This window comes from Brevibacillus sp. YAE8 (genome assembly GCF_057543335.1).
Genome location: NZ_BAAIYG010000002.1, coordinates 101,613 through 116,548 on the forward strand (window position 1 = coordinate 101,613; position 14,936 = coordinate 116,548).

At 56.1% G+C, this 14,936-nt stretch carries 11 protein-coding genes and 1 other annotated feature; of the genes, 1 reads left to right on the plus strand and 10 read right to left on the minus strand.

Annotated elements, in window-relative coordinates; genetic code table 11:
- Positions 1-153: 153 nt before the first annotated feature.
- The 6 genes from murC to AC27IT_RS03465 form a co-directional block, all read right to left on the minus strand.
- Entirely contained in the window at positions 154-1,536 is a 1,383-nt protein-coding gene (gene murC / locus AC27IT_RS03440; protein WP_005826492.1) for a UDP-N-acetylmuramate--L-alanine ligase, read from the minus strand.
- Position 1,537: 1 nt separating this feature from the next.
- A complete protein-coding gene (locus AC27IT_RS03445) occupies positions 1,538-2,911 on the minus strand; it encodes a bifunctional folylpolyglutamate synthase/dihydrofolate synthase (protein WP_005826495.1) in 1,374 nt (457 codons plus the stop codon).
- Positions 2,912-2,954: 43 nt separating this feature from the next.
- A complete protein-coding gene (locus AC27IT_RS03450; protein ID WP_025847029.1) occupies positions 2,955-5,627 on the minus strand; it encodes a valine--tRNA ligase in 2,673 nt (890 codons plus the stop codon).
- Between the two features lie 42 nt (positions 5,628-5,669).
- Positions 5,670-5,909: a binding site (T-box leader), on the minus strand.
- A gap of 33 nt (positions 5,910-5,942) precedes the next feature.
- Complete coding sequence (locus tag AC27IT_RS03455) at positions 5,943-6,293, minus strand: STAS domain-containing protein (protein WP_005826498.1); 351 nt, start codon at positions 6,291-6,293, stop codon at positions 5,943-5,945.
- Between the two features lie 107 nt (positions 6,294-6,400).
- Complete coding sequence (locus AC27IT_RS03460) at positions 6,401-7,639, minus strand: ATP-binding protein (protein WP_005826500.1); 1,239 nt, start codon at positions 7,637-7,639, stop codon at positions 6,401-6,403.
- 26 nt (positions 7,640-7,665) lie between these two features.
- Positions 7,666-9,474, minus strand: a complete 1,809-nt coding sequence (locus AC27IT_RS03465) for a PP2C family protein-serine/threonine phosphatase (protein ID WP_007782445.1) — start codon at positions 9,472-9,474, stop codon at positions 7,666-7,668.
- A gap of 184 nt (positions 9,475-9,658) precedes the next feature.
- Here AC27IT_RS03465 and AC27IT_RS03470 point away from each other — a divergent pair, with 184 nt between their 5' ends.
- Positions 9,659-9,844 carry a hypothetical protein gene (locus AC27IT_RS03470; protein WP_025847019.1) on the plus strand — a complete coding sequence of 62 codons (186 nt, stop codon included), beginning with the start codon at positions 9,659-9,661 and terminating at the stop codon, positions 9,842-9,844.
- Positions 9,845-9,883: 39 nt separating this feature from the next.
- On the opposite strand, the gene AC27IT_RS03475 is transcribed toward AC27IT_RS03470, so the two are convergent.
- The 4 genes from AC27IT_RS03475 to hemY form a co-directional block, all read right to left on the minus strand.
- The gene (locus tag AC27IT_RS03475) at positions 9,884-10,879 is read right to left on the minus strand and encodes a protein kinase family protein (protein WP_122952969.1); all 996 of its coding nucleotides are present in this window, start codon (positions 10,877-10,879) and stop codon (positions 9,884-9,886) included.
- Positions 10,866-11,864, minus strand: coding sequence for a hypothetical protein (locus AC27IT_RS03480; protein WP_005826512.1), 999 nt, complete (start codon positions 11,862-11,864; stop codon positions 10,866-10,868). The genes AC27IT_RS03475 and AC27IT_RS03480 overlap by 14 nt, the downstream gene beginning before the upstream one ends.
- 14 nt (positions 11,865-11,878) lie before the next feature.
- A complete protein-coding gene (locus AC27IT_RS03485) occupies positions 11,879-13,345 on the minus strand; it encodes a LysM peptidoglycan-binding domain-containing protein (protein ID WP_487091591.1) in 1,467 nt (488 codons plus the stop codon).
- Between the two features lie 175 nt (positions 13,346-13,520).
- Positions 13,521-14,930 (minus strand): protoporphyrinogen oxidase, encoded by a 1,410-nt coding sequence (hemY, locus tag AC27IT_RS03490; protein ID WP_487091592.1) that lies wholly within the window; start codon positions 14,928-14,930, stop codon positions 13,521-13,523.
- Positions 14,931-14,936: the final 6 nt, after the last annotated feature.

Consider the following 14,936-nt stretch of genomic DNA (forward strand, 5'->3'; position numbering starts at 1 on the left):
TGCGCATTAGAAAACTTGGCTGCGCCAAGCCTTTGGCGCAGCCTTAGTTGCACTTATACTGGATAAGAATCTTATAAATTCTTATCTGTATGAAAAAAGACTTGGCTCCGCTTCCGAACCAAGTCTTTCTTCTTTGCAGCACTCGTGCTGCTGTTATTTTTCCAGCTTTTCTGCCAGCCAATAGGCGGACTTCCAAATGTCTCCCGCGCCCATGGTCAGCACCAGGTCGCCAGCTTGCAATTCCTTGACCAACTGCTCCTGCATCTGCTCCTTCGTCGGGATGTACTGCGCCCGCGGGTGGCTGTTGGTGCGGATTTTTTGAACCAGCACCTCAGAGCTTACCCCTTCGATTTTGGCTTCGCCAGCCGGGGAGTAAATATCCGTAACGATGACTTCGTCGGCCTGTGAAAAAGCACGGCTGAACTCATCCATCAGGAAATACGTCCGCGTGTAGCGCTGCGGCTGGAAGACAGCGATGACCCGTCGGCCGGACGCCTTGGCTCCGTTCAACGTCGCAATGATCTCTGTCGGATGGTGGGCGTAATCGTCCACCACGAGAATGTCGCGCGCCTCTCCGATGATCTGGAATCTGCGCTTCGCTCCCCGAAACGAAGTCAGTGCCTCGGCAATCTGTTCAAACGACAGCCCTGCATCCAGGCAGACGATGATCGCCGCCAGCGCATTGGCAATATTGTGCTTGCCCGGAACCGTCAGCGCGAGCGTCCCGAGCAGTTTTTCTCCATGATACACCTGGCATGTGCTGCGCCGATCTCCGCACTCGATCGACACGGCGCGAAACTCGGCCTGCGACACAAAAGCCGGATCGATCGCATACGTTACTACCGTGCCTGCGACAGACGGCATCACTTCGCGAACGTGCGAGTCATCTATGCACAAAATCGCTTTGCCGCCCGGCTTCAGATGGCTCAAAAACTGGACGTACGCCTGTTTCAAATTGTTGAAATCGCCGTCGAAATGCTCCAGATGGTCCGGCTCGATGCTGGTCACGATTTCGTACATCGGTCTGTATTCCAAAAAGGAACCGTCGCTCTCGTCCGCTTCGGCAATGACAAAATCACTCGTCCCTGCCTTGGCGTTTGTCCCTGCATTCATCAGCTCTCCGCCAATGATGAAGGTCGGGTCTACCCCGCACTCCTCCAGTACGTGCGAAATCATGGAGGTCGTGGTCGTTTTGCCGTGTGCTCCGGCAACGGCTACACCTGTTCGTTCGTTCAAGATGCGGGCGAGCATTTGGGAACGGTGCATGACCGGGATTCCCTTCGCTTCTGCTGCGACTACCTCCGGATTGTCCTTGGGGATGCTGGTAGAGTAAACAATGATGTCTGCTCCCTCCACGTGGGCAGCATTATGGCCGATATGAACGACCGCCCCTCTCGCTTCCAGCTTCTTCGCCAATTCGTTCATGGCGACGTCGGAGCCGGTTACCTTGTATCCAAGGTCGATCAAGACGCGGGCAATGGCACTCATGCCATATCCGCCGATGCCCACAAAGTGGACGTGCCTAGCCTGATCCACCCTATTCACCTGCCTCTTCTACTGTAGTGGGAAAGAATGCGCGCACTTGGGCGATGAAGTAGAGCGAACCGCAGACGACCAACCAGTCATCCGCTTTCGCCGATTGCTTCTCCCGCATCCAAGAAAGGAGAAACGCTCGCCAGTCCGGGACGGCTTCGAGGTTTTCCTCCGCCCATCCGCCTTGCAAAAACGCATCGCGCAGCGTACTTGCCGCTGCTGCACGCGGAAAGTCAAATTCCGTCACGTTCAGCGACTTGATTTTCGCCTTTACGGGCGCCAGCGCTTTTGCCATCTCGGAAAGCGGCTTATCAGCCAAGCCGGAAAACAGCAGGTGCAGCCCTGCATCGTTCGGCAAAAGCCGCTCCAGGCTATTGGCGAGTGCTTCCATTCCCTCCTGGTTGTGTGCCCCGTCCAAGATCACAAGCGGTCTTGGCGAGACGACTTCTAGACGACCAGGCCAGCGTGTTTGTTGCAAACCACGGGATATTTCTTCTTCCTCCAGCAGGAAAGAGAAATAGTTGCGCAAGACATCAATGGTCATCAACGCGACCGCTGCATTTGCCGTTTGATGAATACCGTTCATGGTCAAGCGATAGGTAGCTTCATGGCGCCGATGGATGCTGCTGTAGCGAATCCGCTGCTGCCCCAGCTCTTCTTCTACCTGTTCGGCAAAGAAATGCTCCTGCAAGCTGTACACGGTGCTTTTCGTCTCAGCAGCCCGCTCCTTGAGCACGGCGAGTATTTCCGGTCGGGTCTCGCCCGTGACGACAGGTACGCCCGGCTTGATGATGCCAGCTTTTTCGCGGGCAATCTCCTCCAAGGTATCGCCCAACACCTGTGTATGGTCCATGCCAATATTTGTGATAACGGAGACAAGCGGCAGCACGACATTCGTCGAGTCCAGCCGTCCTCCCAGCCCCGTCTCCCAGACGACGACAGCCGGTCTCGCCACTCTCGAAAAATAAAGAATGGCGATCAGCGTGATGACTTCAAACTCTGTAGGCGAGCCAAATTCCGTCTCGCGCTCGCAGCGCTCGATCAAGACCTTGACTTCATTCACCAGCCGGAGCAGATCGGCTTCCTCAATCATGCTCCCGTTGTAGCGAATGCGCTCGCGAAAATCTACCAGATAAGGCGAGGTGAACGTGCCGACACTGTAGCCGGCCTCCATCAGCATTTGCGTCAGGAACGCGCACGTCGAGCCTTTTCCATTGGTGCCTGCCACATGGATGAACGGGATTCTCCGTTCCGGATGGTCCAGTTGCTCAAGTACCCACTGCATTCTCTCAAGCCCCGGCCGCTGACCGAAGCGAAGCAGTCCATGCAGCCAGTCGAGCGCTTCTTTGTATTCAACAAATTGTGCTTCAGCATGCATACCAAAATGCTCCATTCTCAAAAATATGCGTTGGTACGGCGGATCATTCGCCCTTCAGTTCGGCAAGGCGAGCGATGACCTTATCCCGTTTTTCCATGTAGTCAGCCATTTTCGCTTTTTCTTCTTCCACGACTTTTTCCGGTGCCTTGGCCATAAAGCCGGCGTTGTTCAGCTTTTTCTCGATCCGCTCCACTTCGCCGTGCAAAGTAGCCAGTTCTTTTTCCAGTCGCTTCAGCTCTTGCTCGATGTCGATCAGGCCAGCCAGCGGCAAGAACAGCTCCGCTCCTGTCACAACCGCAGACATCGCCTTTTCCGGGATCGCCAGCTCCGCGCTGATCGTGAGCGTCTCCGGATTGCAGAAACGGGCGATGTACTCTTCGCCGCGCGCCAGACGAGCCGCAGAGGTCGCATCGCTTGGCTTAATCAACAGCTCGATTTTTTTGGACATCGGCACGTTTACTTCCGCACGAATGTTGCGCACGCTGCGGATAATTTCCATCAGCATGGTCATCTCGCTCTCCGCCTCGGTGAAAATCCATTGTTCGTTCACCGTCGGCCAAGGTGCTACGGTAATGCTCTCGCCTTGGTGCGGCAGCGCCTGCCAAATTTCCTCGGTGATGAACGGCATAAACGGATGGAGCAGCTTGAGCGTTTGGTCGAGCACCGTCACGAGCACGGATTGCGTCGTCTTTTTCGCTGCTTCGTCACTGCCGTACAGCGGCAGCTTCGCCATCTCGATGTACCAGTCGCACAGGTCATCCCAAATGAAGTTGTACAGCACGCGGCCCGCTTCGCCAAACTCAAATGCGTCGGACAGGCGCGTCACGTCAGCGATGGTCGCTTGCAGACGGGAGAGAATCCACTTGTCTGGCGTCGACAGCTCGCCGCTAAGATCAATGTCGTCGTACGTAAATCCGCTCAGGTTCATCAGGGCAAAGCGGGAGGCGTTCCAAATCTTGTTGGCGAAGTTGCGGTTCGCCTCGACTTTTTCCCAGTAAAAGCGCTGGTCGTTCCCTGGCGAGTTGCCTGTCGCCAGCGTGAAGCGCAGGGCATCCGCGCCGTATTTTTCGATCACTTCCATCGGATCGACGCCGTTTCCGAGCGACTTGGACATTTTGCGGCCTTCGGAGTCGCGGATAATGCCGTGAATCAGCACGGATTCAAACGGGCTTTTTCCGGTGAACTCAAGACCGGAGAACATCATGCGCGCTACCCAGAAGAAAATGATGTCGTAGCCGGTTACGAGGACGTTGGTCGGATAGAAATACTTCATGTCCTCGGACTCTTCCGGCCAGCCGAGCGTGGAGAACGGCCACAGACCAGAGGAGAACCAGGTATCGAGCACGTCGTTGTCCTGCTCCAGCTTGTGGCTGTGGCAGCTCGGACATTCGGTGACATCTTCGCGGGATACGACGGTCTCGCCGCACTCCTGGCAGTACCAGGCGGGAATGCGGTGGCCCCACCAGAGCTGGCGGGAAATGCACCAGTCGCGAATGTTCTCGATCCAGCGCAGGTAGTTGGTCTTGAAGCGCTCCGGAACGAATTTGACGCTGTCTTCGCTGTTGGCGTTGGCAAGCGCGAGGTCAGCCAATGGCTGCATTTTCACGAACCACTGGGTGGACAAATACGGCTCTACAACGGCGTCGCTGCGCTCGCTGTGGCCTACCTGGTGGATGTGCTCCTCGATTTTGAACATGACGCCTTGCTCTGTCAGGTCTTTGATGATTTGCTTGCGGCAGGCAAAACGGTCCAGCCCTTTGTAGATGCCTGCCTGCTCGTTCATCGTGCCAGTCTCGTCCATGACGACGATTTGCGGCAGTTGGTGGCGCAGTCCCAGCTCGAAGTCGTTCGGATCGTGCGCAGGCGTGATTTTTACCGCGCCGGAGCCGAACTCTGGATCGACGTACGTATCCGCGACAATCGGGATTTCGCGACCGACAATCGGCAAAATGACGGTTTTTCCGATCAGGTGCTTGTAGCGCTCGTCTTCCGGATGGACAGCGACAGCCGTATCGCCCAGCATCGTTTCCGGACGGGTCGTCGCCACTTCGATGTAGCCTGTGCCGTCAGCGAGCGGATAGCGCATATGGTGCAGGGCGCCTTTTACTTCCTTGTAAATGACCTCGATATCAGACAGGGCGGTACGGGCAGCCGGGTCCCAGTTGATGATGCGGTTGCCGCGGTAAATCAGCCCTTTTTCGTACAGGCGGACGAATACTTCGCGCACAGCTTTGGACAAGCCTTCATCCATCGTAAAACGCTCGCGGGAGTAGTCCAGCGCAAGACCCAGCTTTTCCCACTGCTCGCGGATGTGCGAAGCGTAAATGTGCTTCCATTCCCATACTTTTTCGATGAACTTGTCGCGGCCGAGGTCGTGACGCGAGATGCCCTCTTCGCGCAGCGTCGCTTCTACGCGGGCTTGCGTAGCGATCCCGGCGTGGTCCATCCCAGGCAAAAACAGCGTGCTGTAGCCTTGCATCCGCTTTGCGCGGGTGATGATGTCTTGCAGCGTCGTATCGAGCGCATGGCCCAAGTGCAGCTTGCCCGTCACGTTCGGAGGCGGGATCACGATAGTGAACGGACGCTTCGCCGGGTCGCGTTCCGCCTTGAAAAACTGCTTTTCGATCCAGTACGGATACCATTTGCTTTCGGCTGCCTTCGGGTCGTAGTTCTTCGGCAGCAATTGGTCGATGTCGGTTGTTGGCTGAGTTGACATGGGTAGGCTTCCTCCTCTAGGAAAAATAAAAAAACCCTTCATCCAAAGGACGAAAGGATTATTTCGCGGTACCACCTTTGTTAACATACGGCAAGAAGAGTCCAGCGTATGTTCCCTCAAACAAGATAACGGCTGCGAACCGCTTTTGGCTAGACACATCGTGTTCACCAAAAACAACTCCCGGGCGACCTTCAGTCCATCTCTCCTTAGAGAATCTTCCAGCATCTGATTCTCCTCTCTGCAAAGGGCTCCTGACCTACTCTTCCCGATCATCGTTGATTCGATATGTAATTGTGGTATCGTTGCCTTTGCTTATTATATACAATCACGCTGTTTCGCGTCAAACCCGGTTTCGCCCACTTTTCCCACCGTAATGCCCAGCGCCTCGGTAAAGCCCAGTACGCTTAAAATATCCAAAATTTCTTCGCGGACATTGACAATCTCTACCTGTTTGCCAGAAGCAAGCAGTTCTTTCGTAGTAAAATACAGACTTCCAATACCGGAAGAATCTACAAAGGATACACCTTGAAAATCGACGGTAACGGAATGATTGCGCCCTCCGTACTGCTGGAGCAATTCACCCACTCGATCTCCCACAGCCATGTCCAGCTCTCCGGCGAAAAACAGCGTAGCCTGTCCGTTCGTCTCTGTTGCTCGGTAGTCCATGCTCAAACTCCTCTCAATAGGTATCGGTGTAGCTGATTTTGTTCTCTCTCACTCATGTTACCCGCTTCACCCGACTTGCAAACATTTGGTATTTTCTCCAATGTTCATCAGCTTGTCAGCGCACACTCCAAAATCAGCTTCGTTCCAGCCGCCGTGCTGCTCAAATAAATCCGGTCACAGTATTGCAACATGACGTGAAAGCCCGCTCCCAGCGAATTGCGCGTCGAGAATCCTTGCTGCAACGTCGCCCGCGGCAAATCTTCGAGCAAAATGCCCTGGCCCTGGTCGTGGATGACCACCCGGCACAAATCTTGATCGTGGGCGATATAGAGCGTGATCGTTCCTCCGCTGCCGTGCTTGAGCGTGTTCGAAGCCGCCTCGTTGACGGCGACGAGAAAGTGCAAAAAACGTTTGGCGACAAACCCCAGCGGCTCCAGCGTGCGCTTGAACGACCTTCTGAGCAGAGCCAAATCCTCCGGCGCCTGAATGTCCATCGCGAGCGATTTGTGCCCCTCGCGCAGCAGAAAAAACAGCTCCTCGTCGCTTAGCAACAGCAGCTTGCCTGCCGTGACCACGCCGAGAATGTCTCTGTATATTTCCCACTCGCGCCGTTTTCTTCTGCGTTCTTCCGCGATGGCAGCCGTCACGTCAATCAGGGCGATCCCACAGGTGCGATCCGGCAAAATCGACGCGTACATTTCAAACACTTTTTTCCCGTCGTGACTGACAATCTGTTCCCGCAACGAGTTGCCGTGGACGGTCGCCTCACCAATCAGGCGCTGCATTTCCCCCTCGACATCGGGGGCCGCACGGTTCGAGCCGAGCGGACGCACTTTGCCATCGTCAAGCAGATAGAGGAAAATCGTCTCGATCTGGCGCAGGATGGACAGCTTCTGCAGCTCCTGCTTGATGAGACGGCCTCGCTCGTCATCCCGATCTTTATAACTATGCAATACGTCTGTAGGATTCAGCTCGTTGCACATATGCCACGTATGAAATTCTTCCAGAAGCAACCGTTCCAGCACTTCTTCCTTGCGCAAAACCTTCTCGATATCAACGACATAGTAAGGAACACCGTTGATTCCCTGCAGCCCGCTGCCGATAATGCGAAAATCGAAAGCGAGCTCGACCTCCATGCGTCCATGCAACTTTTTGGTCGGACTAAGCAGGCCGATAGCTGTCCGGCTGACTGCTATCAATTGGGCTTGACTTGTTTCCATTGTCGCAAGCTCCGTCACCTTCACCTTGCGCGGCGGCAGCACTTTTTGGGCAGACCCGCCGGAACGGAGCTCAAGAAGACAGTTGCGACAAGCGGGATTGTCCGGACACTGTTCACACAGAATCACCGTTCATCCTCCTATTCACGGGCGCTTCAGCTCGGGTACTCCATCAGTGCAGGAGTTTCACTTCTTCGTTGTCCGGCATGAGAGCCGGATTGAAACTGCAAAATCAAAACGGAGATGTCGTCTGTTTGCTGGCCTTGGCGCGTCATCGCCCACAGGTACGATTCGACGCGTTCCATCGTCTCTTCTTTGCCTGGCTCGTCCAGCAGGGCGGCAAGATCTTCGAGCAGGCCGTGAGAGCTGCGCAGCACGTCTTTTCTTCCCGTATCCAACAATCCATCTGTGTATAGTAGCAATATACCTTCTTCTAATAAGGGTACTTCTTCCAGTTGATAGGTGCTATCGGACAAAAGCCCTAGTCCTACCCCGCCCCGGCAGCGCAAGACGTTTTTTTGCGTGCTGGACAAATAGATCGGCTGCGGATGGCCCGCCCTGGCAAGCAGCAACTCGTGGCGGGTCGCATCGTAGACCGCGACAAGCATCGTAATGTACGAGCGGGTTTTCGCCAGATCGGCATACAGTAGCTGGTTTAGCCGCTGCAAAATTTCATCGGGTGACCAGCTCGTCTGCAAAACGGCGCGAACCGCAATCCGAATCCCCGTCGCCCAGATGCTCGCGGGCAAGCCGTGTCCCGATACGTCTGCCACGATAAAACAGGTGTAGCGCTCATTGATGCGCACAAAATCAATGTAGTCTCCCCCGACGTAGGTGACGGGCACGTAGACCGTCCTGGCGCGCAGGCCGTTCACTTGCCATTCCTCTTTTGGAATCAGCATCGACTGGATTCGGCGGGCCAGGCCCATTCCCAGCTCCAGCTCCTTCAGCTCTGTCGACTGATGTTCGTGCAGACACCGCAAGATCAGTCCTCTCACGTTCACAAGCAGCAGTTGAAAAAAGGACTGCTCCAGCTCTTTTGTCTCCATATCGTGCTCGCCGATAGCGGTTTGCGCCACCAGCCTGACGTAGCGCGGCGTTTTGGCCGTGTCCCATTGCTCCGAGACGACGATGCGCTCCTCGATAAACTGGACCGCACCTCGATCGGCTCTTTTGCCGCGCTCGGTGTGAAAATAGACATCCCCCTGCTCGGACTCCCAGCTTATGCCCAAATAGACGAGCGTATGAATCTGGCCAAACCAGGCGTCGACAAGCTCGCTGGTCAACTGGTGAATGCTATCGTAATGGACGTCGCTCACGCTGATTTTGTTGCTGGCAATCAACAGTCCCTCATAGCTTTGCTTCAGTTTCCCGACGAGCGACAATTGCTGGTTCATCCATTCGGAATGCGCGAGCTGCTGGGTCAGCCTCGATTCGAGCGTGCTCACCGATGACAATGTCTCCGTCATCAAATAGTGATGGTCCCGATTGTTTAAGTATGCAAGAACACTCATGTAAGCTATGGCGACCGCCAGTCCCCCTTTAACATAAAGCGGCATCTCGGGCAGCGCGAGCAAAGACGCGGCTATGACCAGCAGAATGACCTGCACCATCCCCGAATGCTGCCGCGTGATCCTCTGCCAGTCCAGCAAAAGCTGCGACTCCACGTGTGCGCCTTCGCTCTCCGTCTTTTGGCGCAAGCGTCTGTGCGTCTGCAGCAAAAAGACAAGCGAGATGATCCCTGCGAGATACGTCCCTGTACAGACCGGCACCCCCAGCCCGTGGCCCCACCAGGCAAAAGACAGCACGAGCAAGCTGCCGATCCCCCAGGCCACCAGCCCGATGCCGTGCAGCAAAGACAGGTCAAACCCTCTCTGCGCTTGCCGTTGCAAGCCGTAGGATAAGCGAATCAAGTACACACCTGCACCTATTCCTGACAAGTAGAGTGCTATTTTCCAGATCATCTGCTCACCTTTACAAGTTCGTCCTGGCCTTCCTGCCCTATACGTTCCCGTTTCCTCCCATTCTCAAACCTGTGTCACAACTGGCGTAGAGAAAATACGCCTCGGGCGAAACCGGCCTTTGTCCGAGGAAATATAGGCACTGTCCCAGGAAGCCTCGCATATGTTGAAATGAGGTGATATGCCGATGATGAATTTTCGCTGGAAGTATAACCCTACCTACCTGCGAATCAAATACGGGTGCAAACAAGTGCTGATCCCTTTGATGATTTTTCAGTTCATCCGCACCGTCCTGTTTCCCACCTCGTTTGACGTGATTCTGCTCGGTCTGCTTGCCGTGCTGTACGTCGCCATCGTCCTGGAGTGGCTGTAAATGCAAAAAGCAACGCCCCACCTTGTGAGACGTTGCTCGTTAAAAGGCTTGCTGGACCCAGCGATGCAGACGCATCAGGCGGTCCATATCTTTTTCCAGGCGCTTCACCGCGTACAGCTCGCTCCACTCCCTGCGGTTGTGGTAGTAGATGTCGATGTCTCTCATGATCCGTTCCGGGTACGAGAGAAACGATGCCAACAGCTCGATTTCTTCCGGCCGCAACGGGAAGATGGCAGCGTAGCGATGATAAAGCTGGGAGGCGCCTGCTTCATCTCCCGCCAGTTGAAAATACGTCCGGTAAAACAGTGTGAGGTCGCGCACAGGCGTATCGAAGCTGGCCCGGTCAAAATTGAGCAGCTTTCCTTTGCCAAAGCGATCCGGCACGATATGCGCCGGATGCGGATAGCCGTGAATGAGCGACAAGCGAAAATGCGCATGCGTCTCGTGCCGCTCCTTCCAGTCCGTCAACAGCTCGGTCGCCGTCTGGCTCATCTCCGTAATAAACCCTTTGTTGGCCAAAAACACCAGGTCAAACGGCGACTGGTACTGCCGCCCTCCCGCTACCTCCGCCGCTTTTTCCATCTGGTTTTGCCAATACTGCCAACGGTTTAATAGCGAGTCGATCAGCGGCTCCACCTGCCGCGGGTCGTCAAAGCGGTAATTTTGCGTCAGATGGTGCAACTCCGCGAGCCGCTCGATCGCCGGGGTAGCCCAGGCCAGCGGCTGCTCGGTCCACTCCTCGTTCCCCGGCTGAAAGGGCGTCACGTAGTACAGCGAGTCCCCGAGCGCAACAAACGGATCGTCGAACTTCGTGTACGTGAACGGAACCGCCCCGTCCCAGCCGCGCTGCTGCAACTGGCGCAGCATGTCGCTTACGAAAACCAGCCGCTTGGCAGGCATATTGGACCGTTTGCAGACGTAGGAGCCATAGGGAGTCGCCGCCTTGTACACGTTCGGTTCCTTCAGCGGCTCGATGCTCTGCGCGTACATGTCGTACTCCTGGAACAACGGGTAGATCTCGTCATAGCGGCTCATGTACTCCCTCCCTCCTCGATTGCTCTGCCCGGTAGGCAATGTGCTGCAGCAGTTGGTCGACGGACTCCTGGATGCGCAGAGCCTGTTCAATCGCTTTGACAGAAGCCTCTTCCTTGCCTGCAACCCGCTTCGTATAAGCTTCGATGCTTCTGTACACCTCGCGCGGACGAGCCATGAAGGCGAGCAGCAAAATATAGTCTCCGTAACTGAGCGGCTTGACCTCCTCGTATCCGTCCAAAAAGGCGTCAATCTGGCCGATGTCTTTGTGCGTCAAGTAATGATCCCGCAAAAAGCTTGCCACATCGCGCTGCTGCACGGACAAAGCTGGCCGGAAAAAGCCCCGCAAGTACAGCTCGCCCTTCACCATGCCCCAATTGTCCCGCTGCAACTCCCGGTGCGACACGCTGACCGTATCCGGCGCTACGCTTTCATGCGAAAGCATGGCCGAGGAACGCTCCATGCGCTGCAGCATCGGCTGCATCAGCTCGGCTACCCACCTTTTTTCTCCCGGCTCGCGTCCGTGCTTGCTGCGGAACGCTTCGGCGAAAGCCTTGGTCCGCGTCCACTTTGCGTCGGCGGCGATCTGCTCCTGCTTCAAGTAATCCGCGCCGGAGAGAAGCGGACTCTCCTGCTGGGACAGATGCATCATCCCGATGACTCTGCCGCAGCTTCGGGCAAGTTCGGCGCGAGGCTCGCAGGCTTCGATGTGCCTGACGTGATCGGTCATCGTTACACCGCGCTTGCCCACAACCAGAAACGGCTTGGTGTCTCGCGTCCGTATAAACCTTTCCACTGCGCGAAACCCCTGACGAGCCAATCGCTCGCGCCAGGCAAACGACCAGCGCATCACATCCACACGCGGCCAGACGTGGAGTTCCTTGGGGCCCCGGTTAGTCTCCAGTAAATAGCAGTCATCGAGCGGCGTGATGCGGATCACGCGCGCTCGATAATGCTGGCACACTTCGGAGAGATCGATCTTATCCACGGTCCCCCACTCCTTTATTGTGGGATGTACAAAATTTGTCCCGCGACAACCTGCTCGGAAGCCAGCCTGTTCACTTCGACGATTTTGGAAACGGGCAGTTGGTATCTCTGGGAAATATGCTCCAGCGTTTCGTCGCGCTGGATGATGCACATTTTCAACTGGCTCGTGCTCTCCTCCTTGCGCCGCACAAAGGAAGTGAGATTTTGCATCGCCTCCACGGTCGCCGGGCTGGTGCTGACGGACGCGCTTTGCCGGGAGGAACTGGACGAGGATTCCGCCTCGATCGCCTGCGCTTCCTGCTTGGCGCGCGTAGCCTGCGAGAAAATCGACGTAATGTTGACGTTGCTCTGCTCTTCGCGGGATGCCTTGCCCGAGATGGCTACCTTGAGCTCTGTCTCCTCCACCGCTTCCGGCTGCGCGACTACCGGCTCTGCCGCTTCTTCCTCGCCGTCCGCATGCACTTCCTGCACCTGCTCCGCTTCGTAGAGAGACTCGGACTCGGCTGGATCGGTAGCGACCTGAGCGTAATCCACATCGTCCTGCTCGTGAATCGCCAAAGTCGGCTCTTCTTTTTCCGGCTGCCTTTTGACAGGCTCTGTCGTCTGAATATCGCGATAGGCAAGCGCATCGTACGCCGGGGAATCATACTGGGCCTCTGCCTGCGCATCTGAGCCGTAGGCGGCCGGATTTGCGATCCAAGGCTGCTGCGATTCGCTCCTGGACACCTCCTGCACCTCGCCGTACTGCTCCTGCACTTCCCCGTATTGCTGCTGGTACTCCTCCTGCTGGTTGTAGGCGATCGCAGGGGCGTCGAACACGGAAGGCGATTCAGCCGAATCATAGGACGCCGGCAATGCTTCCCGCTCCAGCTCCTCCTCCAAAGCGCTCAGCTTTTCCTCGATTTCGTCCAGGGAAGAAGGCGCAGCGTGCGCTTGCAGCGTCTCGTCCGCTACACGGGCATACTCCCAGGCCTGTGCCCCCTCCGCTGACTCCTGGTTGGCGGAAGCCGGCTGTGCCTGACTGTCGCCGAGCAGTATCCCCATGATCTTCAGGTCGGCGTCAATCAACATTTGATGCGGGGATTCCAGCTTGTAGTCAAAGCTGTCCACGATGGCATAAATGTCGCCGATTTCCGCGATCCGGTCCAACGGAATGGTGATGTTCAACGGTATGCGATGGCCGATCTGTTCCTCCCAGCCGTATAGCGCCTCCTCCGACACTTCCTGGCGAAATGGCGGAAAAGTGACGGCCTCAACCAGCGTTTCCGTCCCGCCGCTGTTCGCTTCTGCGGCTTCCCTGATCGGTTCGTATTTTCCTACCAATTGCAAGCAGCCCGTGATGGAGACGTAGGAGTCGTTTTCCAGAACCTCTACATCGGGTACCAATTCCAGCTCTTGCAATTCGCCGATTCCGGCTCTATCGGATGAGAGGAAAATGGTCTCCTTGATGGCAAACGAAAGCAGCCCATCCTGTAACGCCATTCGTGCTCCTCCTTTTTCGAAAACTTGGCTTCGCCAAGCTTTTTTTGGGCGACGCCTTGTTGCGCCAAGGTCGATACTCAAGGCAACCCGCCTTTTCTCGACCAAGTGCAGGACATTTCCCTATACTATATGGACAGGACGAGCCGTTTAGCACCGAAAAAAGGAAAAACCGGGGTTATTTCCCCGGTTGCACAGATGCGATCAATTCCGAAACGGCTTTTTTTCCTTGCGCGATACAATCAGGCACGCCCACTCCGTCGTAGGAGGCGCCTGCCACCAGTACCCCCGGCAAATTCGTTTGCAACTTCTGCTTCACATCTTTCACCCACGCCTGATGGCCGACTACGTACGGAATCGCATTTTGCAGGCGCGTCACGCTGTAAAACTCGGGCTGCTGGCGAATCGTCATGATCTTGCGCAAATCGCGCAGCACGACCTCCAAAATCTCCTCGTCGCTCATCTGCATGAACGATTGCTCTGTCGCTCTCCCGACAAAGCTGCGCAAGAGCGCTTTGTTTGGCGGCGCCATGTGCGGCCATTTGCGATGCGCCCACGTGCACGCCGTGATCGTCGCGCCCGAGTGCCGCGGCACGATGAAGCCTGTCCCTTCCATCCCCAGCTCGATCCCGCTCTCCGGAAATGCCATCGCAATCGTCGCCACCATGTGCGGCTTGGCGGTCGGCAGAGCAGGCACGCTGGCGTACGGCCTGAGCAGAGGCTCCGAAACCGCGTGCGGCACGGTGAACAAAACAGCGTCCGTCTCGATCACCTGGCCGTTTTTCAAAACGAGGGTGTACTTGCCGTTCGGCTGCTTTTCCAGCTTGGCTATCCCGCTGTTTTTTTGCAACACTTCACTAGGCAAGCTTTTTTCGATGCCTTCCACGAGCGACTGCAATCCGTTCGCGAGCGTCAGGAAAATGCCTTTTGGCTTGCCCTGCGCCTTCGCCTGCGGGCGGGAATGCTTCATCGCCAAAATCAGGCTGCGATGCTGCTTTTCCATTTGCGCGAACTGCGGGAAGCTCGCGAGCAAGCTGAGGTTGTCGAGATCGCCGGAGTAGACGCCGGACAAAAGCGGCTGAATCAGGTTGTCAATGACCTCGTCACCGAGCCTGCGCCGAAAAAACTCCCCTACGGAAATGTCTTCGTTGCCTTTGGAAGCGGGCAAAATCAGATCAAGCGCTGCGCGAATTTTGCCCGGCCAGGAGATCAGGTCGGTCGTCACAAAAGGCATCAGCCTGGTCGGCACGCCCATCACGGCCCCTTCCGGAATCGCCATCAGCCGATCCTTGTGCCAGATGTACGCCTGCCCCGTACTGTTGCGAACCAGCTCATCGGCAAGCCCGAGGTCAGCCGCCAGCTCGCCTGCGCTTGTTTTCCGCTCCAAAAAGGAATCCGGGCCCAGCTCGATGACGAACCCTTCGTGCCGCCACGTCTTGATTTTGCCGCCAAGACGGTCCTGTTCCTCGATCAGTTGAAAGCGGATCGGCAGGCGCTTCGCCTCGATCTCCCTTTGCAAGTAAAAAGCAGCGGTCAATCCAGTGATGCCGCCGCCCACAATCGTGACATGACAAGCTTTCTCGTTCATGTGCTT

Coding starts and splice junctions, on each gene's coding strand:
- AC27IT_RS03445 (WP_005826495.1), bottom strand. CDS start 2,911: ATGCATGCTGAAGCACAATTTGTTGAATACAAAGAAGCGCTCGACTGG.
- AC27IT_RS03450 (WP_025847029.1), bottom strand. CDS start 5,627: ATGTCAACTCAGCCAACAACCGACATCGACCAATTGCTGCCGAAGAAC.
- AC27IT_RS03455 (WP_005826498.1), bottom strand. CDS start 6,293: ATGGACTACCGAGCAACAGAGACGAACGGACAGGCTACGCTGTTTTTC.
- AC27IT_RS03465 (WP_007782445.1), bottom strand. CDS start 9,474: ATGATCTGGAAAATAGCACTCTACTTGTCAGGAATAGGTGCAGGTGTG.
- AC27IT_RS03470 (WP_025847019.1), top strand. CDS start 9,659: ATGATGAATTTTCGCTGGAAGTATAACCCTACCTACCTGCGAATCAAA.
- AC27IT_RS03475 (WP_122952969.1), bottom strand. CDS start 10,879: ATGAGCCGCTATGACGAGATCTACCCGTTGTTCCAGGAGTACGACATG.
- AC27IT_RS03485 (WP_487091591.1), bottom strand. CDS start 13,345: ATGGCGTTACAGGATGGGCTGCTTTCGTTTGCCATCAAGGAGACCATT.
- hemY (WP_487091592.1), bottom strand. CDS start 14,930: ATGAACGAGAAAGCTTGTCATGTCACGATTGTGGGCGGCGGCATCACT.